We start from the raw sequence: 20,807 nt of genomic DNA on the forward strand, positions 1-20,807 counted from the left end.
CCTGATTCATAGCGTCAGAATCGTGAATGCGTAAATACTCATTTACCGCTATGTCAGACGGAGGCCGTCAAACCTCCATCAACGGTGAGTATGTGACCGTTAACGAAGCTCGAGGCATCCGATGACAGAAAGACGGCAGCCCCGATGAGTTCATCGCTCTTTCCCCAGCGCGCCGCGGGCGTGCGTTGGCAGAGCCAGGTTGAGAAATCCTGATTGGCGACGAGGGCCGCATTCATCTCGGTTTCGAAATACCCCGGTGCAAGCCCGTTGATTTGCAGACCATGACGCGCCCAGTCTGTGGCCATGCCTTTCGTCAACATCTTGACCGCCCCTTTTGTGGCCGCATAGGGCGCGATCCCCGGCCGGGCCAGCTCGCTCTGGACCGAGCAGATATTGACGATTTTGCCGCGATTGCGGGGGATCATATAGCGTGACACGGCCTGGGCCACGAAGAAGACCGAACTGAGATTGGTAGAGATCAGCCGGTCCCATTCGTGACGGGGAAACTGATCGAGCGGTGACCGGAACTGGATACCCGCATTGTTGATCAGGATATCGATCGGCCCTTCCTGCTCGATGGCTGCGATCCCCGCCTCGACCTGATCCTGATCCGTGACGTCGAAAACGCTGGTCCGCGTCGTGATGCCCTCGGCCTCCAGCTTGGCCTGAGCGGTTTCGAGGGCCGCAGCCTGCCGTCCGTTGAGGATGATGTCGGCTCCGAAAGCGCCAAGGCCCTGGGCAAGTGTGAAACCGATGCCGCGTGACGCGCCGGTGATCAGGGCGCGTCGACCCTTCAGGGAAAACAAGGCTGGGTTCGACATTGCGTCATCCTTTTCGTCGCAGCTCAATTTGTGGGACCGTAACAGGCTTGAGCGGGCTGCCCAGCCGACATTTTCGTGTGGTTTCTTACAGGCCGGGCTCTCTTGGCGATTACGAGGACGCAGGTCATACAGATAGTATGAAGAATGAAGCGACCTATCTCCCATTGCGATGCGTCTCGATGATGCGCGTGCCCTTCTGATCGGTGGCGGTCAGGTGGCTGCGAACAAGCTGCGTCTGCTTTTGGGGCGGTGTCACGATATTGCGGTTCTGGGCGCTATCAGCGATCCCGAAATCACGCAGGCGGTCGCGTCGGGGCGTGTCACGCATCTGGGCGATGCGATCGAGCTCGAGTCCGTCAGAACGCTTCTTCCGCAGATGCGGCTGGTATTCGCCGCAACGGATGAATTTGATTTGAACCGCGAGATTGCAGCCCTTGCGAGAGCGGCTGGTGTGGCGATCTGCGTTGTGGACGATCAGGAACCCTCAACATTCATCACGCCTGCCATCATCGATCGCACGCCCGTACAGATCGCGATTTCGACCAATGGTGCGGCGCCGGTTCTGGCAAGGCGTCTCAGAACGCAGATCGAAGCGCTTCTTCCTGACGGGCTCTCGCGGCTTGCCCGTTTCATGCAGGCCCAGAGAAGCTGGATCAAGAAAACGCAACCCGACACGTTGATCCGCCGTCGCGCCTGGGAGAATTTTGTCGACGGACGTGGTGCGGAGCAGGCCCTTCGTGGTGAGGAAGGAGCCGCTCGAAAGAGTCTGGAAGACGCGCTCAACGCCGTACCGAGGCAGGGGGAAGTCTGGCTTGTCGGCGCAGGCCCCGGCGACCCGGATCTGCTGACGCTTGCGGCTTTACGTTTGATGTCCAATGCAGATTCCGTGCTCTACGACCAGCTGATCCCTCCCGCGATCATGGATCGGGTGCGGCGGGATGCCGAGCGTGTATTCGTCGGCAAGAAGCGCAGTCACCACATTCTGCCACAAGACAACATCAATGAAGAACTGATCCGGCGCGCCAAGGCAGGGGAGCGCGTGCTCCGTCTGAAAGGAGGAGACCCCTTTATTTTCGGGCGTGGCGGTGAGGAGATGGAAGCGCTCGTCGATGCGGGTGTGACGGTGAGGGTGATCCCCGGCATCACGGCAGCAAGCGGGTGCGGTGCGGCGTCCGGTATTCCGCTGACTCATCGCGATTGTGCCCAGAGCTGCATCTTTGTGACGGGCCACGCACGAGCGGACGGCACCCTCAATCTCGACTGGCCGAGCCTTGCCAAAAAAGGTCAGACTCTGGCCATCTATATGGGGCTGTCACCGATGGCCGATCTCTGTGCCCAGCTTCAGGCCCATGGTCTGCCTGCTGACTGGCCTGCGGCGGTCATCGAGCACGGCACGAGAGCCGATCAGCGGGTGCATGTCGCGACACTCGGCACATTGCCCGCTCTGGTGGCTGAACGGGGCGTTGTCAGTCCGGCACTCACTCTGGTGGGAGAAGTTGTCAATCATCGACGAGAAATCCACCAATTTTGATCGTGAGATTTGTAGGTCACCCATTGCACGGTAGGGTCTGAGGTATTATGTCGAGCATGTCATCGCAATAAGCGATTTTTAATAGTGGATTTATTCAGTCATGGCCTTGACCCAGACAGAACGCCAGATCCTCGAACAAACCCCTGAAGACCGCCTTTTGGGGCGGGCGATGGAGGTGCTGCACGGCCGTCTCGCGCTCGTCTCGTCGTTTGGAGCCGAATCTGCTCTGCTCCTCGCGATGATTGCCGAGATAGACCCGGAGTTTCCGGTTTTTTTCCTGGAAACCAGACGCCATTTTCCCGAAACGCTGACTTATCGCGACGAGCTCGCTGAGTTTCTGGGGCTGACCGGACTGCGCTCCATCGGGCCGAGCGACAAGGCAATCCACGATCGTGATCCGCAGGATCAGCTCGCGGATTTCGACCCGGATGCCTGCTGCGCGCTGCGTAAGGTCGAGCCGATGGACGATGCTTTAAACGATTTTGACGCGTGGATAACGGGGCGCAAACGTGGGCAGGCCGCGACGCGTGCCGCCATGAAAGCTTTTGAGCCGCTTGAAGATGGTCGCGCCAAGATCAATCCTCTCGCCTCCTGGACCCATGAGCGGATCGACAGTGAGATGACGCGTCGCCGTCTTCCGCGCCATCCTTTGACCAGCCTCGGCTTCAAGTCGATCGGCTGTGCGCCCTGCACGCGTGCTGTGGCCGAAGGCGAAGACCCCAGAGCCGGACGCTGGGCCGGACAGACCAAAACCGAATGCGGCATTCACCTGCCTGCGCGATAACGGAGCATAACATGAGTTTGGCGTCCCCCACTCTGGCGACACCGCGCGCCATGGACGATCTCGATCAGCTCGAGGCGCAGAGCATTTTCGTTTTGCGCGAAGCCTATCGTAAGCTTCGTCCGCTTTCGCTTCTCTGGTCGCTGGGCAAGGACAGCAATGTCATGGTCTGGTTGGCCCGCAAGGCGTTCATGGGCCGCGTACCGTTCCCGGTCATGCATGTCGATACGGGAAAGAAATTCCCCGAGATGTATGCCTTTCGCGAAGAATACGCGAAGAAATGGAATCTCGATCTGATGCTGGGCGACTGCCCTCCGGTTGAGGAAATCGACCCTTCTCTGCCGCCGGCAGCCCGTTCGGCTGCGCGCAAGACGGCAGGGCTTGCCAGCCTGATCGAGAAGCACAAGCTGCGTGGCGTGATCGCCGGTATCCGTCGTGATGAGCAGGCAACCCGGGCCAAGGAGCGCGTCTTCAGCCCGCGTGGTGCCGGCCATCGCTGGGATGTGCGTAACCAGCCGCCCGAATTCTGGGACCAGTACGCCACGCCTTATGAAGACGGCATGCATATCCGTGTGCATCCGCTGCTCTCATGGCGTGAGATCGATATCTGGCGCTATATCGAGCGCGAGAACATTCCTCTCGTCGATCTGTATTTCGCCAAGAACGGCAAGCGCTATCGCTCGCTGGGCGATCAGGACATCACGAGCCCGATCGACAGCAATGCCTCGACCCTGGCCGAAGTGATTGCCGAGCTGGAAAACAGCAAGACCTCCGAGCGCGCTGGACGCGCCATGGACCATGAATCCGAAGATGCTTTCGAGCGTCTCCGTGTTGCGGGTTATCTCTGAGCAATGGGCGATATCATGACCACCAACGACCTTCCCGCCTCGTTGCGCGCCGCCGCGACACCCATCGTGATTGTCGGCCATGTCGATCATGGCAAATCGACCCTGATTGGCCGCCTGCTTTACGACACGGATAGTTTACAGGACGGCAAGCTGGCCCAGATTGTCGAGAGCAGCCGTAAACGCGGTCTGACTGTCGAGTGGAGCTTCCTCCTCGACTCCCTTCAGATCGAACGCGATCAGGGTGTCACGGTCGACTCTACGCGTATCCCGTTCCATCTGGCGGCCGTGAGTTCGTGATCGTCGATGCACCGGGTCATCGCCAGTTCCTGCGGAACATGATCACGGGCGCTGCCGATGCCGAAGCCGCCGTTCTGGTGGTCGACGCGCTCGAAGGCGCGCAGGAGCAGACACGGCGTCATGCCATGTTGCTGCGTCTGATCGGCATCCGTCACGTCATCGTGCTGCTTAACAAATCCGATCTGCTCGACTTCGATCAGGCCAAAATCGATCAGGCCGAAATCGATGTGCGCGATCTGCTTGGGCGTCTCGAAATCAACGTGGAGGCTTTCGTTCCGGCCTCTGCCCGCGACGGAGACAATATCGCCAGCCGATCCGAGCGCGCGCCCTGGTATCAGGGCCCGACACTGGTCGAAGCACTGGCCGCTGTTCCGGCTCCGGCCTCGCGTCTGGCGCTCGATTTCCGGATGCCGGTCGAGGATGTCTATCGCTTCGATGACGTGCGCTATGTCGCGGGGCGCATCGAGCGTGGAGTGGTGCGCGAAGGCGATCGTATCGTGATCGGTTCGCAGGGGCAGCAGGCTACAGTCGCCGAAATCTGCCGCTGGCACGCACCCGCGCACCCGGTTGCCGGGGCGGGCGAGTCGATTGCACTGCGTCTGGAACCAGACCTCGTGCCTGATCGTGGGGATCTGCTTTTCCCTGCTATTGAGACAGGCAGAGAGCCCGTCCGCTCAGCGCGCATCCGGACGCGTCTCTTCTGGCTGCGCGGTGAGCCCCTGCGCGTGGGGGAAAGCTTCACCCTGCGTCTGGCGACCGCCGAACACGATGTGACGGTCGCCTCCATCGACGCAGTGGTCAATCTCGAGGATCTGACACTGTCGCTTGGTGACGAGGTGCCGCCCGATGCTTTGCCGAAATTACGCTGGCGACGTCTCATGCGATCCTGTTCGATCCGTTCTCACCGGGTTACAGCGACGGTCGCGGCGTTCTGGTCGATCGTTTCCAGCGCATTGTCGGAGGCGCACCGCTTCTCGCGCGGCCGAACTGCCTGACGGGGCTCATGCCATCCATCCGACGGCCAGCAAGGTCTCGGCGGGTGAACGTCGCGCTCTTCAGGGGCATGAAGGAGCCGTTTTCTGGCTGACCGGGCTCCCCGGTTCCGGAAAAAGCACGATCGCTCGTGCGGCTGAGGCCGATCTCGTGGCGCAGGGTCTGCGTACAACCGTGCTCGATGGCGACACGTTGCGGGCGGGACTGTGCAGCGATTTGGGGTTCTCGGCGCAGGATCGTCGCGAAAATATTCGACGCGCTGCGCATGTTGCGCGCATCCTGGCTGAGAGCGGACAGGTCGTTATCGTAGCGCTCGTCTCTCCTCTGATCGAGGATCGCGCTTTGGCGGCGCAGATCATCGGGCAGGGTTTCCATGAAGTTCATGTGGATGCGACGATCGAAGTGTGCGAAACGCGCGATCCGAAGGGACTTTACGCGGCTGCCCGTGCGGGCAAGATCGCGGAATTTACCGGCATAAGCGCGCCTTACGAAGCACCGGAGAGTCCGGCACTTCGTCTGGAAACGACAGGTGCCGTCGACGGGACAGTGCAAGGCTTCCGTCGCTTCATTCAGGGCGTGGTTGCTGGCTGACAAAGGTCAGGGAGAGGGGGCGGCGGCGCGTGAGTGCCTACGTCCCCTTTTTTAGGTCAGACGACTTTGTTCAGAAATCGCTGAACGGGGAGTGGGCCGCGGCGTCCGCCTCAACAGCACACACCTTGGGATCGGGTTGGACATTCGCCTGCTGCATGGCCAGCAATTCGGCACGTGCTTCCGGCAGAAGATCCCGGATTGCCGGATCTTGCAGAATCGCGACGGCGAAAGCGCCAGCGGCCTGATAACCGGCAGCGACATCAGAGGCCCAGTGCACGCCGCACACGATACGGCTTTCACCCATCACACGTCCGCGCTGAAGAAGCTGTGCCGATCTCTCCGGAAGCAGGGCGGAGAGGACGAGTGCCGTCGAATAGCCCGCAATCGTATGACCCGAAGGATAGGACGGGCTTTTCGTAAGCTCGGGAGAGCGTGCCACACAAAGCGGGGCGTCATTACCGATGAAGGGGCGCAGTCGGTTCCAGTGGTGTTTCTCCTCTGACGTGCGCACCGTTTCCGCCTTTGCGGCCAGTGTCATGATCTGCGCGAGGTGGGGCGCCTTGGCGAGATCGAGGGTAAAGCCTGCGGCACAGGAGTAATGGCTCAGGAAAGCCTGCGGGTGCAGATCGGCATCGCTGGTCGCCAGCGCCCAGCGCGGTGTGCCTGCAAGCAGGCGCGTCGCCTTGAAGATGCGGTCGTCATCAGCCTGAGCCGCACTGCCCAGCGCCGGAGGAGCCGCAAGCGACAGGCGGGCATCGGGCAGTGTCGGAGGGGCTACCTTGCCGCTTTCGGGTGCCGAACAGGAGGCAAGTGCCAGAAAGAACGAAAAGGATGCGGCTTGTAGCGTGGTCGGGGAGAGCTGCACGGAGACATTCCTTCGTGAGGGGGGGGCGGCGGGAAGCGGGGAGAATTCCATAACAGCGCGGGCCCGTCATCTATAGTTCTGCGTCGATCAGGATCGCGGGTCTCCGTCTCGCAGTGTCATCCGTCATGCATCGGGTCCCAATGGATATGAGGCGCGGGTTCTAGTCGAGAAGGATGGATGCGAACTGGGCACCGACATGACTTGATGAGAATTCGGGCTCTCGCGCCATCTCGTTCTCTTGGGCTTGAAGAGAGAGGATTTTTTCTGCCCTGCGCTTTTCCTGCAGCGTTGCAAAGCCATAGGTGACTTCACGGGCTTCGCGGGTCGAGGCAATCATGCCGGCGCGCCTCAATTCCCCGAGCTGTTGAGATAGGGCCGGTTGCCCGATCTGCGTCGCGTGCTCGATCTCCGAGACAGAGCAGGGCTTCACGCAAAGGCAGGAAAGAATCATCAGGCGTTGCGGTTGATTATAGAGGCGCAACCGCTCCAGCAGGGGGGCAAGGCTCGCACGCATCTCGGATTTCAAGCTTTGTCCTCCTTCAGACGATAAAACCAAAGCGGTGAATCCTGCTCGGCGACGTCATCGGAGGTAAGGGCGGAGGGCTCGAAACTCGGTGCTCCAGCTTGCCAGCCCTCAGGGATGAGCCTGTTGCTTTTCACCGAATGTTGCAGTGCTTTGACCGTGCGAAGGATCTCGTTCACCGAGCGCCCGATCGAAAGAGGGTAATTCAGAATGCACTGGATGAGCCCCTCGGGATCGATGATGAAGCAGGCTCGGACGGTGCTGCTGTTCGCTGCCGTTTGATCGAGCATGCCATAGGCCTGTGCGATCGCCATGGAAGGATCTTCGATTACCGGAAATCGAATGCTCGTTCCCAGATCGCGTCTGATCGCGTCCAGCCACGCCAGGTGTGACGGCAGGCTGTCGACGGACAGACCAAGAAGCTGGCAGTTGAGCGCCTCGAAGGTTTCCTGCGCGTGCGCGAAGGCAATGAACTCGCTTGTGCAGACGGGCGTGAAATCGGCAGGGTGGGAGAAGAGAACGACCCAGCGGCCAAGGAAGTCGCTGAGCCTGGTCATTCCCAGCGTTGTGCGGGCCTGAAAATTCGGTGCCTTCGAGCCAAGGCGCGGGGGCATGACGGGCGTCGTTTCCTGCACGGGATGACCTCTCTTTAAGAAAGTGTTGCTTGACCGCGGCTTCTAGCACGATTACAAAAACGAAGAAACATCAATTACAAGATATATGTAATGACGAGGAGCGGAACAATGGTTGACGCCCAGATCGCACACGCCACACAGCAGATACGCGCGGCCCAAGGGGGGACATCACCCAGGCCCGTGATCGAGAGCTTCTTCGACGAGCCCACTTATACGGCGTCTCATGTCGTCTATGATCCTGTCAGCCGGGAGGCGGCGGTGATCGATAGCGTGCTCAATTATGACGCAGCATCGGGGCGCACCTCATCAGACAGCGCGCAGGCCATTCTCGATTTCATAAAAAATGAAAACCTGACAATTGTCTGGCAGCTCGAAACCCATGCTCATGCGGATCATCTCTCCGCAGCACCCTGGCTGCAGGAGCAGCTCGGTGGGAAGCTGGCAATCGGTGCGGAGATTGTTCGCGTTCAGGAGGTGTTCGGCAAGATCTTCAATGCCGGAACGCGTTTCGCACGGGACGGCTCTCAATTCGATCACCTCTTCAAGGATGGAGACAGTTTCAGAATTGGTGAAATCGAGGCAATCGCCCTGCATGTTCCCGGCCACACTCCGGCGGATATGGCCTTTGTGATCGGCGATGCGGCCTTCATCGGCGATACACTTTTCATGCCCGATTTCGGGACTGCCCGAGCCGATTTCCCCGGCGGGGATGCGCGGCAGCTTCATCGCTCGATCAAGCGTCTGCTCTCCCTGCCACGCGAGACACGTCTGTTTCTGTGTCACGATTACAAGGCGCCGGGCCGCGATCATTACGCCTGGGAGACCACGATCGGTGCCCAGAGAGACAGCAATCTTCATGTTCATGACGGGATCAGCGAGGATGATTTCGTGGCGATGCGCACGAAACGTGATGCGACTTTATCCTTGCCCAATCTCATCATGCCCTCGGTCCAGATCAATATGCGCGGCGGCCGCCTGCCGGAACCCGAGGAGAATGGGACGCGCTACATCAAGATACCGCTCGACACGCTCTAGGCCCTGACCATTCTGGCCCTCACGACAGACTGACAAGAGAAAGGTACCGCCCATGTCCCTTCGTTTTCTGACGGCGCATTTCGCCGTATCGCCCCAGATCCGGGTGGAGGATCTGCCTGCACTCAAGGAGCAGGGCATTACCGGCATCATCTCCACCGGCCGGATGGCGAGGAGAAAGATCAGCCAGCGTTGCCGATCTCGGCGTTGCGGCAGAGAAATGCGGTCTGGCGTTTGCCTATATCCCGGTGCGGATGGGAGCGACCCCTGACGCGCATAGCGTTTCGGTCATGCGCCGCACCCTGAACGAAATGACGGGGCCTGACGGGACAGGCAAGGTTCTGGCCTATTGCCGCTCCGGCCGCCGGGCATCGGATCTGTTCGAGCTCGCTTCGTCCCAGAAGGAAGAGGAGGCTCCCAAAAGTCAGCGTTTCGATGTTGTTGTGGTTGGCGGAGGTGCAGGTGGTCTTGCTTGCGCTGCCAGCCTGTTGCGTCGTCGGCCTGAGCTGCATGTGGCTGTCATCGAACCCTCGACAGAGCATTATTATCAGCCAGGATGGACCCTCGTCGGCGGCGGTGTCTTTGACGCCAAGAGCACGCGCCGCTCCGAAGTCGGTCTCATTCCGTCGCGCGCAAGCTGGATCCGTCAGGCGGTCACGGCTTTTCACCCCGAACAAAACCGGGTTGAACTCGGCGATGGCAGTCAGATTACCTATGAGTCGCTCATCGTTGCGACCGGTCTCAAGCTCGACTGGGCCGCTATTCCGGGTCTGACCGAGACGCTCGGCAAGAACGGGGTAACCTCGAATTACCGGTACGATCTGGCTCCCTATACCTGGGAGCTGGTGAGCAAGCTCAATGAGGGTGTGGCGCTCTTCACCCAGCCTCCGATGCCCATCAAATGTGCAGGCGCTCCGCAAAAGGCACTCTATCTGGCCTGTGACGAATGGCGACGCAGAGGGGTGCTCGGACGGGTTCAGGCTTCCTTCGATACCGCAACGCCAAGCCTCTTTGGCGTTGCCGATTTCGTTCCGCCGCTGATGGACTACATCAAGGGGTACAGCATCGATCTGACGCTGAAATCCCGCCTCGTTGCGGTCGATGGCGAGAAGAAGATCGCTACTTTCGAGCGCACGACGGAATCCGGTGTGGAGCGCGTCGAGCGCAAATTCGACATGCTGCATGTCGTACCGCCCCAGACCGCGCCGGACGTGATCAAGACGTCACCGCTTGCCGGGAAAGATGGCTTCGTTTCCGTTCATCCGGACACGTTGCAGCACACTCAGTTCGCGAATGTCTTTGCGATCGGTGATGTGGCGGGCACGAGCAATGCCAAGACGGCCGCAGCGGCCCGGAAACAGGCCCCGGTCGTCGTCGAGAACCTGATTGCCCAGCTTTCAGGGCGCAAGCTCGATTACGCTTATGACGGGTATGGCGGCTGCCCGCTGACTGTCGAGCGCGGCAAGATCGTGCTGGCCGAATTCGGCTATGGCGGCAAGCTTCTGCCAACCCTGCCGGGCTGGGTGTTGAACGGCAAAAAGCCCACGCGTCTGGCCTGGTTCCTGAAAGAAAAGGTCATGCCGCGTCTTTATTGGGACTTCATGCTGCGCGGACGAGAAGTCTTTGTGAAGCCGGGTAAAAAACACGAGGGCTGAGTCACGTCGATGGTTCTCGCTGCTGCTTTCCCCGCCCTGACCTCAGGGAGTCTGGTCGGACTCGTTCTTGGTCTGATCGGTGGGGGAGGCTCCATTCTCGCCGTACCGCTGCTGATCTATCTGGTCGGGGTACGCAACCCGCATATGGCGATCGGCACCAGTGCCTTTGCCGTTGCGATCAATGCGTTGGCCGGGCTGGTAACCCATGCGCGGGAGCAGACGGTCAAGTGGCGCTGTGCCGGTTTCTTTGCCCCGACCGGGATGGTTGGCGCGGCTCTCGGTGCCCAGCTTGGCAAAGCCATGGACGGGCAACGCCTTTTGCTGCTGTTCGCCTGTCTCATGGTGCTCGTTGGCATTGCATGATCCGGGGGCGGCATGATGAGGGCATACCCGGCGCCGCCTGTAATCGGGAGAATGTCTGGAAGGTCGGGCTGTTCGGGCTCTGCACCGGAGGGCTCTCCGGTTTTTTCGGTATCGGAGGCGGCTTTCTGATTGTTCCCGCTTTGATGGTGGCAACACATATGCCGGTGCTGAATGCGGTGGGAACGTCTCTGGTCGCTGTCGCCGCGTTTGGTGTGACCACGGCGGTCAGCTACGCGCTTTCCGGTCTTGTCGATTGGGCGCTTGCAGGCTGGTTCATCATGGGAGGCGTGCTTGGCTGTCTGCTCGGAACCCGTCTGGGCCGGGTGATGGGGCAGGGTTCAGGCGCGACGCTCAAACTGGTTTTTGCAGGTCTCATTTTTGTCGTGGCGGGCTATATCGTCTTTCAGACAATCTGAAAGAGATCTCTCATGAGCGCCCCGGAAACCAAACTCACGCAAGACGATATTCTCTCAGCCGTAGAGGGGCTCGTCGGCGCCGAGACGGATTTGATTGCCAATATGGCCAATATCGCGGCCGTCCTGTTCGAGGCGCTGCCTCGCATCAACTGGGCAGGGTTTTACCTTTTCAAGGATAATCAGCTTGTTCTTGGGCCGTTTCAGGGGCGCGTTGCCTGCACGCGGATTGCGATGGGGCGCGGTGTCTGCGGCACCGCAGCTGCAGAGCGTCGTATCCAGCGTGTCGACGACGTGCATAGCTTTCCCGGTCATATTGCCTGTGACGCTGCGTCGGCTTCGGAAATTGTTCTTCCGGTGATCCGCGAGGGCGCGTTGCTTAGTGTGCTCGATATCGATAGCCCGGATCCGTCGCGGTTCGGTCCGGAAGAAGAAGAAATGCTGGCGCGTGTTGTCGGCCTCCTCGTGAAGGCCTAACCGCGCGCCAACCTGCAAAAGAGCGCCTCCCGGCAGGACGCGCTCACTCGCGCGTTTTGTGCCAGGCGATGATCGAGATCGGGAAGAAAAAACGGATGCCATTGTCGGCATGCCAGGCCTCCATGCCAAGACGGTTCTGACCTTCGGCGATGTCCCGGGCGAAGAGGGCGTGGAGGGCTGCTTCGTCTTCCGGGGCGACCTGATCGCTCAGGCATGATTCGAGCCGATAGCTCTGGCACAGGACTGGGGTGAGGCCGAGCTGAGATCCAAGAGTCAGGAGCTGCTCTCGTGTCAGCGCGCTTGTATGGGATGGGTCACGCAGCGTCTCAGCTTCATCGTATCCTTGCTGGGATTTCGGCGTGGGCGTGGCATCGATGACGACGAGGCGCCCGTCAGGCCGACAGACACGCGCCATTTCAGCCAGGCATCGTTGCGGCTCTTTCATGTGATGGAAGCTGTATCGGGTCACGACCCGATCGAATTGACTATCCTCGAACGGCAGCTGGCAGGCATTTCCGCATCTGAAACTGGCCTCGACGCCTTCACGCGAGGCCAGAAGCTGCGCCTGAGCGATCATGGCCGGGGTCAGATCGATGCCGGTAACCTCGGCACCTTTCTTTGCCAATGCACAGGCGACAATGCCGGGGCCGCAGGCGACATCGAGCACGCGGGTTCCCCGAGTCACGTCACAGGCCGAGACCGTCTGTGCCATGCTTTGTTCTTCTGCATGGATCGGGAGGTGAGCAAAATTCTCGGCCCATTGTGTGAACTGCTTGATGATCGTTGTGTCGTGGCTGGATGGCATCGTCTTTCCTTTCTCGATCTGGGCAGGATAAGAAAGACGTTTGTGGCCGTCTGACGGGATGCGGCCAGAAATAGACGGAAACCGGCCAGATGAAGATCCTGACAGTCGAGGAGACCCAGGCGGTTCTCACCCAAAGCGGGATCAATGATCCGCTCTCTGCCAATGTCGCCATCACCGAGTCCACCGAAGCGCTTCTCTACGCCTGGCACGATCATCCGTATCACCAGATTCTCTTCGCTCGAAAAGGGACAACACAGGTGGAAGGACCGGATGGACGTTATCTTCTGCCGGCGGGTCATGCCTTGTGGATTCCAGCGCGAACACGTCATCGCACGATGATCCGCGATCTCGAAGGACTGTCACTTTTTCTCGAACCTGCCACGATGGCGTCATGCAGCCCATCCATTCGGGCGTTTCCCGTCTCCGCCGTCATGGAGGAGATGATGTTTCATGCGCTGCGCTGGCCGGACGGAGCGCAGCACCCCGGCCCTCTGGCGCAGAGTTTCTTTCAGACCCTGACCCTGCTCTGTCAGGACGCGATTCAAGGGGAGGGAAGCAGTGATTTCATCCTGCCTCGAGCGACGCATCCCGCGCTGGTTAGAGCGATGGATGCGGCGTTGATGGATCCGGGACGCGCCTCTCTTGGTGGCACCCTGAAAGAGGCGGGGATGTCAGAGCGGAGTTTCCGCCGCCATTTCGGCAGGGAAACCGGTATGAGCTGGCAGCAATGGATCACTCAGGCGCGTCTGTTCCACGCGGCAACCTTGCTGGCGCGTGGGCAACGCGTCACCGATGTCGCGGCCGAAACCGGGTACGCGTCGCTCAGTGCCTTTGCTCAGGCGTTTTCCAGATTGCTCGGCACTTCTCCCGGCGTTTTTCGAAACCGCTCGCAGTGAGATGCGGTCTCGGCAAGGCCTATCTCTTCCTTGCCGAGAGAAGGGGATCAGGACCGAACGCCCCTCATTTTTGCGCGGCAGGAATGAACTTCTCGTAGCGATCCCAGTGTGTTGCGAGTTCGCGCACCACGACGCTGCCGACCTGATAGGCGGCTTCGACCGACGGAATAAACGCCGAATAGCCCTTTTCATTGGCTTCGTCAGACAGGAGCTGAGCTGCACTCTGGCCGGGTGGGGGCATATCGAAATTGCTCGATGTACGCAGCACGAGGGCTCGGTTCGGATCGACGCGTCCGGCCTTGGCCTGAAGGGCCAGTGCCTGACAGAAAGCCACATCTTCTTCGGCTGTGGTGGCCATCACGCCTGGTTATCGGTCCAGTAGCGCACCCAGCGCTCTGCCCAGCGGTTCATCAGCTTGCCGACCCAGAAGGTCTCACCCGAGATAGTGTCGCCGATCATCACGGAGGGCGGTTTCTGGGCAGGAGCATAGCCATGGTAGCGGGCACGGCTCTTCTTCATGCCGTCGCTATCGGGCAGGGAGATGGTTTTTGTCAGGTCGTAGGCCCAGTGCGTCAGACCGGGGTTGAGGGTGTACATCATGTCACCCGAGAGCGAATGCAGAGGCGGGCGCGGCGTTTCGTTGGGGTGGCTGCTGAACGGGGGTAAAGCCGTCCGGCCAGTCCTTGGGGATTTCGCGCGGGTCGACCAGATGGGAGAGTCCACCATTGATAACGTGCGGTGCCCAGACGGCTGAGCCGATCGTGCCGAAATTGGGATCGATCCCGGCAATGCCTGCCAGAACGAAATAGCTGTGGCGCAGGTCGAATCTCGGATCGAGCATGAGCGCTGTCATGGCGGAAGCCATATGTTCCGGCCCTTCGCCACTGGCGATGGCGAGCACCTGCAACTCCGGATTGTAATGCATCACGTCATGATCGGTGCCTGGAGCGGGCAGGGTCTGGGAGAGAGGGAATTTCTCGATCCAGTTCTGATATTCGCCCGGCGTGTCGCCCGTGTCCTTCCCGATTTCGAACGTCGTCACCACCACGACGCGGATCGGGAGTTTCGCTGCCGCAGGCGCTGTTTCAGCCGCGCGGACAGGCCCGGTGCCCATGACCGTAACGCCGGAGAGAGAGAGCGCCGTGAGGGCGAGAAGACGTTTCATCATGGGCAGGGGCTCTTTACTGGAAAAGGGGTTCATGACTGATGGCGTTCTCGAACGCTGCGAAGTTCTGCTCCAGCTGTAGCTGAAGGCGTGCCTTCTGGCTTTTCTTCAGAAAATCGGCACAGGCAAAGCTCTGAGGCGCCTTGCAAAGCGTGATGACATGATCGCCATCCCAAAGGCTCATGCCCGGGATAAAGGCATAGGTCAGGCTATTGCGCGACAGGGATTTGAGATCGGCATAGCTGAGAGGGGTGGTCGAGACGGCCTTAAGATAGTCGAGCGTCAGATTGCTGCGTGACACACCTTCATCGTCGGTCGAGAGCACAACCGGAACATGGGCATGGCGATAGACATTCAGAGGATGAGCGCCGCCGCTGACACCCAGTATCTGTGCGTTGCTTGTCAGATTGATCTCAACGGCGATGCGGCGCTGGGCCATTTCCTTCAAGAGGCGAAGGGCGTCCTTTTCCCAGAGAATATCCACGCCATGGCCGATGCGTTCAGCCCCTGCTATTTCGACCGCATCGCGAATATGGCTTTGCAGTCCGCTTGCCGGGACGAGCGCCGGGGTCAGTTCGCCAGCATGCAGGCTCAGGCGCACATCGGGGTAGAGCGCACCCAGCTTGGCAAACATCTGCATGTGAAGGCTGTAATCGCCCATAGCGACGGGATTGTCCTCAGGCGCGACAAAGTTCAGCCCGACAAAGCGCGGATCGTCATGGGCAAGCTGATAACCCGTATCGAGCTGAGTGAAGGCCTGAGCCGGGGTCATGGTGCGAATGGCCTGAAAGAGATAGCGCACCGTCACGGCGCAGCCCGGATGGGCGGCGGGCGTATCGCATTGCAGGATGTCGTGCGCTTCGTGCTCCATCTCATCGGTATTGCGACGCGCTTCGGCCACCAGACGAGGCCGTTCGTCCTTGAGCGCCTCATGAGCGGCGTCGAGATCCAGATCGTGGAGTGGATGCTGGTCGCCTGCCTTCACCATGGCGCCAAGACCGGGCGAGATCATGAGCTCGAGATAAACGACGTGATCGGCGGCAGCCTGATCGCGCGCCTGAGCCAGCATGGCGCCGGAATGGGCCGGAAGGACAGGCGCGAAGCGACCGAAAGTCGAGAAAAAGTGATCGTGTCCCGAGCGATCTGCAGGGGATGGCGTGAAGTCGTGCATCGAAAGAGAATCGATCATGACCTCTCTGGCGTCGTCTCGCGTCTTTAACTGGGCGGCTGGGATGTCACCGGGCGTCGCAAGGCGGCACTTGCCGGGAAGGATGCGCCCCTGCGAGAGCGACACGCATAATCCGTCCTCAGCGGCCCAATCCAGATAGCTCTCCGCCGAGATGGCTCCAGCCAGATGGTTGTGGAGGTCGCCGCCTTTCGGAAAGTTGCGCATGAACAGCGTCAGCCGGGCAGGGTCATTGCGGAGATGATCGAAGATGCGCGCTGTCGACTGGGCCTCAGGGGTTTCGGCCTGAGCAGAAAAAAGCGGAAAAGCGAGCGCGAGAGCAGGGAGAAGGCGAGGCAACATCCGGCGGAACGTGACGAAACGCGCCTGAATTTGCAAGCATCCCGGAGGGGAATGCTGATCTTTTTATGGGAGCTGCCAGTCTGGCAGACCATGCCTGTCTTCAAAGGAGAGGACAGGGCGACCGGATAAAGGGTCGCGGGGGATCTCAGGAAAGGGTCGGTCCGGGCGCGAGCGCACCAGCCAGACCCGATCCGGGGCGTCAGACGGGCAAGGGAACTCTGTCCCTTCCCCGATCTGGCGCCTGAAGCGGCTTACTTGCCGGTCAGAGCGTCCTTGACGTTCTTGGCCGGGGAGTAGCTGAGCTTCTTGGAAGCGGCGATCTCGATCGTCTCGCCCGTCTTCGGGTTGCGGCCCTGGCGTGCAGCCGTGGAGCGAACCTGAAACTTGCCGAAGCCCGGGATGGAAACTTCGTCACCCTTGGTGGCGGCATCGACGATGCTGGCCCAGACGGTGTCGAGAGCGGTCTTGGCGTCGGCCTTGGTGCCGCCGGTAGCGGCGGCGATGCGGTCGATCAGATCAGTGGACTTCATTGTGATCCTCTTGCGTTTGGAATGGCCGTGGAGCCTTAGGCGCAGTTCGAAGCGAGAACAAGGCAGGAAATGCAATATTCCCGATTGTCCTCTGCCGTCGAATCTCCCAATCATACAGGAGTTTCAGGAAAGGACGAAAGGGCTGACCCCGCTCATTCGATCAGTTTCTGGGGAAGTACGGGGGTTTTTATGCGTGAGTCGATACGGTTCTACCTCGGGGAACGCCTCGTCACGCTGACCGAGGTGGCGCCCGATCAGACCCTGCTCGACTGGCTGCGCCATGAGGGACGCACAGGCACCAAAGAGGGATGTAACGAGGGCGATTGCGGTGCCTGCACGGTCATCGTCGTACGTCTGCGCCACGGAAAACCGATGGTGAAAGCCGTCAATGCGTGCATCCAGCTCCTGCCGATGCTCGATGGAGCGGCGGTGTTCACCATCGAGGATATCGCGGTCGGCAACGCGCTCCATCCGGTTCAGGAGGCGATGATCGGGCTGAATGGTGCCCAATGCGGGTTCTGTACGCCGGGTTTTGTGATGTCGATGGTCGCCTATCGCAATGCCGAGCAGCCTTCCGATGACGATACCGCGATCAATACGGCCCTGTCAGGAAATCTCTGTCGCTGCACGGGGTATGCGCCGATCGTGCGCGCCATGAAGCAGGCTTTGGCGGCGCCGGACAGCGCTTTTGAAACGGCACTTCCCGCCCTCAAGGCGAAGCTACTGACCTTGCAGGACGGTCAGGATGTTCAGTTTGAGACGACGCGCGGCGCTGTCTTTCTGCCCTCCAGCACCGAAGCACTGGCGCAGTATCTTCAGGCTCATCCCGAGACGCTGATCGTGGCCGGAGCAACCGATGTCGGCCTTTGGGTGACCAAAGCCATGCGTCCCTTGCCACGCGTGGCTTTCATCGGACAATGCCCGGATCTCATGCTTATCGAACGGAGCGCTGACGGACTGTCTATCGGCGCAGGTGTCACTTATGACGCGGCAAGCGAAGCTCTTTCAGGCTGGCTTCCGGATTTCGGGAGGTTGATCGGACGCATCGGGTCAACGCCGATCCGCAACAGCGCAACGCTTTGCGGCAACATCGCCAATGGGTCGCCCATCGGCGACGGCCCCCCGGCCCTGATTGCTGCGGGAGCTTTGTTGCATCTGAGAAGCGGCGACCAGAAACGCACTTTGCCGCTCGAGGCTTATTTTCTGGCTTACGGCGAACAGGACCGGCGCGACGGGGAGTTTGTCGAAGGGGTCACGATACCGCCGCTGGCCGAGGGAACCTTCTATCGTAGTTACAAGATATCGAAGCGTTTCGATCAGGATATCTCCGCTGTTCTCGGGGCTTTTGCGGTGCGTCTCGACGAGACAGGGAGCGTTCTGGAGGCGCGTCTTGCCTTCGGGGGCATGGCCGCCACGCCTTGTCGGGCGTCGCGCGCAGAAGCGGCGCTTGTCGGGTCACGCTGGGATGCCGCGTCGCTCGACCGGGCGCGTCTGGCTCTCGCCGATGATTTCTCGCCATTGAGCGATATGCGAGCGAGTGCCTGGTATCGCCAAACCGTTGCAGCCAATCTCCTGACACGTTTTTTTGAGGAGAGTCGTGGAGAAACGTCTCGCCTCGAAAAGGCAGGAGGGCTTGTCCATGTCTGAGCCGGTCAAGCCTGTTCAAGTGTGTGACCGTGATGCGGCTGCAGCCCCTGACAGGTCACGTGACATGAAGCATGAAAGCGCGTTGCTACATGTCACCGGTCGGGCGCTCTACATTGACGACCTGCCAGAGCCCAAGGGGCTGTTGCATGTCGTGCCGGGATTGAGCGAGAAGGCTCATGCCCGTCTCGTTTCGGTCGATCTCTCCGCTATTCGTGCCGTGCCGGGTGTCGTGCGTGTTCTGACTGCAACCGATATTCCCGGCGAGAATCAGACAAGTCCGGTCCACGCCAATGATGAACCCCTTCTGGCGGTGGATCTGGTGCAGCATGTCGGCCAGCCGATCTTTGCCATTGTGGCGACCGAACGTGCGATTGCCAGAAGGGCGGTCAAACTGGCGCGGATCGTTTATGAAGAGCGCCCTGCCATTCTCGATATTCAGTCAGCAAAAGCCAATGGAAGCGCTGTGGTCTGGCGACCGCTCATCATGGAGCGCGGCGCCGTCGAGCCTGCCCTGAGAGAGGCTCCGAGAACGATCAGAGGCAGTCTGACGATCGGCGGTCAGGAGCATTTCTATCTCGAAGGACAGGTGGCGCTGGCTCAACCGGGCGAGGCGGGCGAAATGCGGGTCTGGTCGTCGACCCAGCATCCGTCGGAAACCCAGCATCTCGTGGCGAGTGTGCTGGGTCGTCCGCATCACCTTGTGACAACCGAAATCAGGCGTATGGGAGGCGGCTTCGGTGGCAAGGAATCACAGGCCAATGGTTGCGCCTGCCTTGCCGCGCTCGCGGCTGACATCACGGGACAGGCCGCCAAGATGCGCCTCGATCGTGATGACGACATGGTCATCACGGGCAAGCGTCACGATTTCAAGGTCGAGTACGAGGTAGGATTTACCGATCAGGGCGATATTCTTGCGGTGGATATGGAGCTTGCTGCGCGCTGCGGCTGGTCGGCCGATCTGTCCGGCCCGGTGACCGATCGCGCGCTGTTTCACGCCGATAATGCCTATTTCTATCCTGATGTGCGGTTTCGGTCTCTGGCGCTGAAAACCAATACGCAATCCAATACCGCGTTTCGAGGCTTTGGGGGCCCGCAGGGCATTGTCGCAGCAGAACGCGTGATCGAGGAAATTGCCTTTGCCACGGGGCTGGATCCGCTCGATGTGCGGCTGCGGAACGTCTATGGCACGGGCGAGCGCGACGTCACGCCGTATCACATGGTGGTTGAAGACTCGATCAGCGAGTTGATCATGACCCAGCTTGCCGACCAATGCGCCTATCGCGAGAGGCGGGAGACGTTGCGCGCGTTCAATGCGACGAGCCGCACCCTACGCAAGGGCATCGCGCTTGTTCCCGTCAAATTCGGCATCTCTTTTACGGCGACCCATTACAATCAGGCTGGTGCTCTCGTTCATGTCTATACCGATGGCTCGGTGCAGGTGAATCACGGCGGGACCGAGATGGGGCAGGGTCTGCACACGAAAATGGTGCAGATCGTGATGCGTGAGTTTGCCCTTCCCGCCGATAAGGTGCGGATCACCGCAACGACGACGGGAAAGGTGCCCAACACCTCCGCAACGGCGGCTTCTTCAGGCGCCGATCTCAACGGCATGGCCGTTCTCGATGCCGTGACCCAGATCAAGAATCGTATGATCGCTTTTGCCTCAGAGAAATGGCAGGTGCCCGAAGATCAGATCGTGTTCGGTCCGCAAGGCGTGCTTATCGGAGAGGAGCGCGTGGCGTTCCGTGATCTGGTCTGGCAGGTCTATTTCGCGCGGATTTCTCTCTCGGCCAGTGGCTTTTACAAAACGCCCAAGATCTCCTGGGATGCGACGACAGGGCGCGGTCGTCCCTTTTACTATTTCGCCTATGGTGCGGCCTGTGCGGAGATAACGCTCGATCTGCTGACGGGGGAGAACACGATCGATCGCGTCGATATCCTTCACGATGCGGGAGAGTCGCTCAATCCTGAGATCGATATCGGTCAGATCGAAGGCGCTTTCGTTCAGGGCGCCGGATGGCTGACAACTGAAGAGCTGGTCTGGGACGGGCAGGGGCGACTGCGTACCCATGCCCCCAGCACCTACAAGATCCCGGCCTGCTCCGACCGGCCGCGGATCTTCAACGTGGAGCTGCTGAAGAACGCTCCGAACCGTGAAGCGACCATCTACCGCTCCAAGGCCGTGGGCGAGCCGCCTCTCGTTCACGGCGTGGCTGTGCTGCATGCCCTTTCAGACGCGATTGCGAGTCTTGATGACTATCGATCCTGTCCGAGGCTCGATGCGCCTGCGACGCCCGAGACGCTGCTGAGGACGATCATGGCTCTCCAGGCAAAAAGCGGTCATGGAGGCCCGATCTGATCGATCTGGAGCTACTTCGCGTCTGGCAACGCCAGGCCAGGCCCGTGCTGCG

Annotated in this window: 17 protein-coding genes and 3 pseudogenes; 12 read left to right on the forward strand and 8 right to left on the reverse strand. The window is 60.2% G+C overall.

Annotated features, from left to right (window positions below):
• Positions 1–53: 53 nt before the first annotated feature.
• Positions 54–821, reverse strand: a complete 768-nt coding sequence (locus JCM15831_RS07385; RefSeq protein ID WP_025823802.1) for an SDR family NAD(P)-dependent oxidoreductase — start codon at positions 819–821, stop codon at positions 54–56.
• 169 nt (positions 822–990) lie between these two features.
• Between JCM15831_RS07385 and cysG the strand changes: the two genes are divergently transcribed.
• From cysG to cysC, 4 genes and pseudogenes are all read left to right on the forward strand, one after another.
• On the forward strand, positions 991–2,352 hold the full coding sequence (gene cysG / locus JCM15831_RS07390; RefSeq protein ID WP_025823803.1) for a siroheme synthase CysG: 1,362 nt from the start codon (positions 991–993) through the stop codon (positions 2,350–2,352).
• A 100-nt stretch (positions 2,353–2,452) separates the two neighbouring features.
• Positions 2,453–3,136 carry a phosphoadenylyl-sulfate reductase gene (locus tag JCM15831_RS07395; protein WP_025823804.1) on the forward strand — a complete coding sequence of 228 codons (684 nt, stop codon included), beginning with the start codon at positions 2,453–2,455 and terminating at the stop codon, positions 3,134–3,136.
• Positions 3,137–3,186: 50 nt separating this feature from the next.
• On the forward strand, positions 3,187–3,981 hold the full coding sequence (gene cysD / locus JCM15831_RS07400) for a sulfate adenylyltransferase subunit CysD (protein WP_025823805.1): 795 nt from the start codon (positions 3,187–3,189) through the stop codon (positions 3,979–3,981).
• A 3-nt stretch (positions 3,982–3,984) separates the two neighbouring features.
• Positions 3,985–5,862: pseudogene (cysC, locus tag JCM15831_RS17365) on the forward strand (adenylyl-sulfate kinase).
• A gap of 70 nt (positions 5,863–5,932) precedes the next feature.
• On the opposite strand, the gene JCM15831_RS07410 reads toward cysC, so the two are convergent.
• From JCM15831_RS07410 to JCM15831_RS07420, 3 genes are all read right to left on the reverse strand, one after another.
• Positions 5,933–6,727, reverse strand: coding sequence for an acid phosphatase (locus JCM15831_RS07410; protein ID WP_232228045.1), 795 nt, complete (start codon positions 6,725–6,727; stop codon positions 5,933–5,935).
• 160 nt (positions 6,728–6,887) lie between these two features.
• The gene (locus JCM15831_RS07415) at positions 6,888–7,253 is read right to left on the reverse strand and encodes an ArsR/SmtB family transcription factor (RefSeq protein ID WP_025823807.1); all 366 of its coding nucleotides are present in this window, start codon (positions 7,251–7,253) and stop codon (positions 6,888–6,890) included.
• Positions 7,250–7,864 carry a peroxiredoxin gene (locus tag JCM15831_RS07420; protein ID WP_025823808.1) on the reverse strand — a complete coding sequence of 205 codons (615 nt, stop codon included), beginning with the start codon at positions 7,862–7,864 and terminating at the stop codon, positions 7,250–7,252. Before JCM15831_RS07420 ends, JCM15831_RS07415 begins: the two co-directional genes overlap by 4 nt.
• Positions 7,865–7,993: 129 nt before the next feature.
• Here JCM15831_RS07420 and JCM15831_RS07425 point away from each other — a divergent pair, with 129 nt between their 5' ends.
• The 5 genes and pseudogenes from JCM15831_RS07425 (at position 7,994) to JCM15831_RS17385 (ending at position 11,825) form a co-directional block, all read left to right on the forward strand.
• Complete coding sequence (locus JCM15831_RS07425; RefSeq protein ID WP_025823809.1) at positions 7,994–8,920, forward strand: MBL fold metallo-hydrolase; 927 nt, start codon at positions 7,994–7,996, stop codon at positions 8,918–8,920.
• 52 nt (positions 8,921–8,972) lie between these two features.
• Positions 8,973–9,188, forward strand: a complete 216-nt coding sequence (locus tag JCM15831_RS24175) for a hypothetical protein (RefSeq protein WP_035774037.1) — start codon at positions 8,973–8,975, stop codon at positions 9,186–9,188.
• Positions 9,160–10,572, forward strand: a complete 1,413-nt coding sequence (locus tag JCM15831_RS17375) for an FAD-dependent oxidoreductase (RefSeq protein ID WP_456303430.1) — start codon at positions 9,160–9,162, stop codon at positions 10,570–10,572. Before JCM15831_RS24175 ends, JCM15831_RS17375 begins: the two co-directional genes overlap by 29 nt.
• Before the next feature lie 9 nt (positions 10,573–10,581).
• Positions 10,582–11,351, forward strand: a pseudogene (locus tag JCM15831_RS17380) (sulfite exporter TauE/SafE family protein).
• Between the two features lie 12 nt (positions 11,352–11,363).
• Complete coding sequence (locus JCM15831_RS17385) at positions 11,364–11,825, forward strand: GAF domain-containing protein (RefSeq protein WP_035774038.1); 462 nt, start codon at positions 11,364–11,366, stop codon at positions 11,823–11,825.
• A gap of 43 nt (positions 11,826–11,868) precedes the next feature.
• On the opposite strand, the gene JCM15831_RS07445 is transcribed toward JCM15831_RS17385, so the two are convergent.
• Positions 11,869–12,630: a class I SAM-dependent methyltransferase gene (locus JCM15831_RS07445; protein ID WP_025823810.1), complete on the reverse strand. Its 762-nt coding sequence runs from the start codon at positions 12,628–12,630 to the stop codon at positions 11,869–11,871.
• Between the two features lie 89 nt (positions 12,631–12,719).
• Between JCM15831_RS07445 and JCM15831_RS07450 the strand changes: the two genes are divergently transcribed.
• The gene (locus tag JCM15831_RS07450) at positions 12,720–13,526 is read left to right on the forward strand and encodes an AraC family transcriptional regulator (RefSeq protein ID WP_025823811.1); all 807 of its coding nucleotides are present in this window, start codon (positions 12,720–12,722) and stop codon (positions 13,524–13,526) included.
• A gap of 64 nt (positions 13,527–13,590) precedes the next feature.
• Here JCM15831_RS07450 and JCM15831_RS17390 read toward each other — a convergent pair.
• The 3 genes and pseudogenes from JCM15831_RS17390 to JCM15831_RS07465 all read right to left on the reverse strand — a co-directional run bounded on the left by JCM15831_RS17390 (position 13,591) and on the right by JCM15831_RS07465 (position 16,749).
• Positions 13,591–14,640, reverse strand: a pseudogene (locus JCM15831_RS17390) (purine nucleoside permease).
• 67 nt (positions 14,641–14,707) lie between these two features.
• Positions 14,708–16,255: an adenosine deaminase family protein gene (locus JCM15831_RS07460; RefSeq protein WP_025823812.1), complete on the reverse strand. Its 1,548-nt coding sequence runs from the start codon at positions 16,253–16,255 to the stop codon at positions 14,708–14,710.
• Between the two features lie 215 nt (positions 16,256–16,470).
• Positions 16,471–16,749, reverse strand: coding sequence for an HU family DNA-binding protein (locus JCM15831_RS07465; protein ID WP_025823813.1), 279 nt, complete (start codon positions 16,747–16,749; stop codon positions 16,471–16,473).
• A gap of 189 nt (positions 16,750–16,938) precedes the next feature.
• Here JCM15831_RS07465 and xdhA point away from each other — a divergent pair, with 189 nt between their 5' ends.
• Entirely contained in the window at positions 16,939–18,396 is a 1,458-nt protein-coding gene (gene xdhA, locus JCM15831_RS07470; RefSeq protein ID WP_025823814.1) for a xanthine dehydrogenase small subunit, read from the forward strand.
• Between the two features lie 64 nt (positions 18,397–18,460).
• The gene (gene xdhB / locus JCM15831_RS07475; protein ID WP_156938791.1) at positions 18,461–20,755 is read left to right on the forward strand and encodes a xanthine dehydrogenase molybdopterin binding subunit; all 2,295 of its coding nucleotides are present in this window, start codon (positions 18,461–18,463) and stop codon (positions 20,753–20,755) included.
• The last annotated feature ends 52 nt before the right edge of the window (positions 20,756–20,807 follow it).

Origin of the sequence: Asaia astilbis JCM 15831 (assembly GCF_000613845.1) — a bacterium.
Classification (GTDB): Bacteria; Pseudomonadota; Alphaproteobacteria; order Acetobacterales; family Acetobacteraceae; genus Asaia; species Asaia astilbis.

What these genes read in the sequence shown, in the direction of transcription:
- JCM15831_RS07420 (WP_025823808.1), bottom strand. Translation starts at nt 7,864, where the DNA reads ATGCCCCCGCGCCTTGGCTCGAAGGCACCGAATTTTCAGGCCCGCACA.
- xdhB (WP_156938791.1), top strand. Translation starts at nt 18,461, where the DNA reads ATGAAGCATGAAAGCGCGTTGCTACATGTCACCGGTCGGGCGCTCTAC.
- JCM15831_RS07445 (WP_025823810.1), bottom strand. Translation starts at nt 12,630, where the DNA reads ATGCCATCCAGCCACGACACAACGATCATCAAGCAGTTCACACAATGG.
- JCM15831_RS07465 (WP_025823813.1), bottom strand. Translation starts at nt 16,749, where the DNA reads ATGAAGTCCACTGATCTGATCGACCGCATCGCCGCCGCTACCGGCGGC.
- JCM15831_RS07395 (WP_025823804.1), top strand. Translation starts at nt 2,453, where the DNA reads ATGGCCTTGACCCAGACAGAACGCCAGATCCTCGAACAAACCCCTGAA.
- JCM15831_RS24175 (WP_035774037.1), top strand. Translation starts at nt 8,973, where the DNA reads ATGTCCCTTCGTTTTCTGACGGCGCATTTCGCCGTATCGCCCCAGATC.
- JCM15831_RS17385 (WP_035774038.1), top strand. Translation starts at nt 11,364, where the DNA reads ATGAGCGCCCCGGAAACCAAACTCACGCAAGACGATATTCTCTCAGCC.
- JCM15831_RS07385 (WP_025823802.1), bottom strand. Translation starts at nt 821, where the DNA reads ATGTCGAACCCAGCCTTGTTTTCCCTGAAGGGTCGACGCGCCCTGATC.
- xdhA (WP_025823814.1), top strand. Translation starts at nt 16,939, where the DNA reads ATGCGTGAGTCGATACGGTTCTACCTCGGGGAACGCCTCGTCACGCTG.
- cysG (WP_025823803.1), top strand. Translation starts at nt 991, where the DNA reads ATGCGTCTCGATGATGCGCGTGCCCTTCTGATCGGTGGCGGTCAGGTG.
- cysD (WP_025823805.1), top strand. Translation starts at nt 3,187, where the DNA reads ATGGACGATCTCGATCAGCTCGAGGCGCAGAGCATTTTCGTTTTGCGC.
- JCM15831_RS07425 (WP_025823809.1), top strand. Translation starts at nt 7,994, where the DNA reads ATGGTTGACGCCCAGATCGCACACGCCACACAGCAGATACGCGCGGCC.
- JCM15831_RS07450 (WP_025823811.1), top strand. Translation starts at nt 12,720, where the DNA reads ATGAAGATCCTGACAGTCGAGGAGACCCAGGCGGTTCTCACCCAAAGC.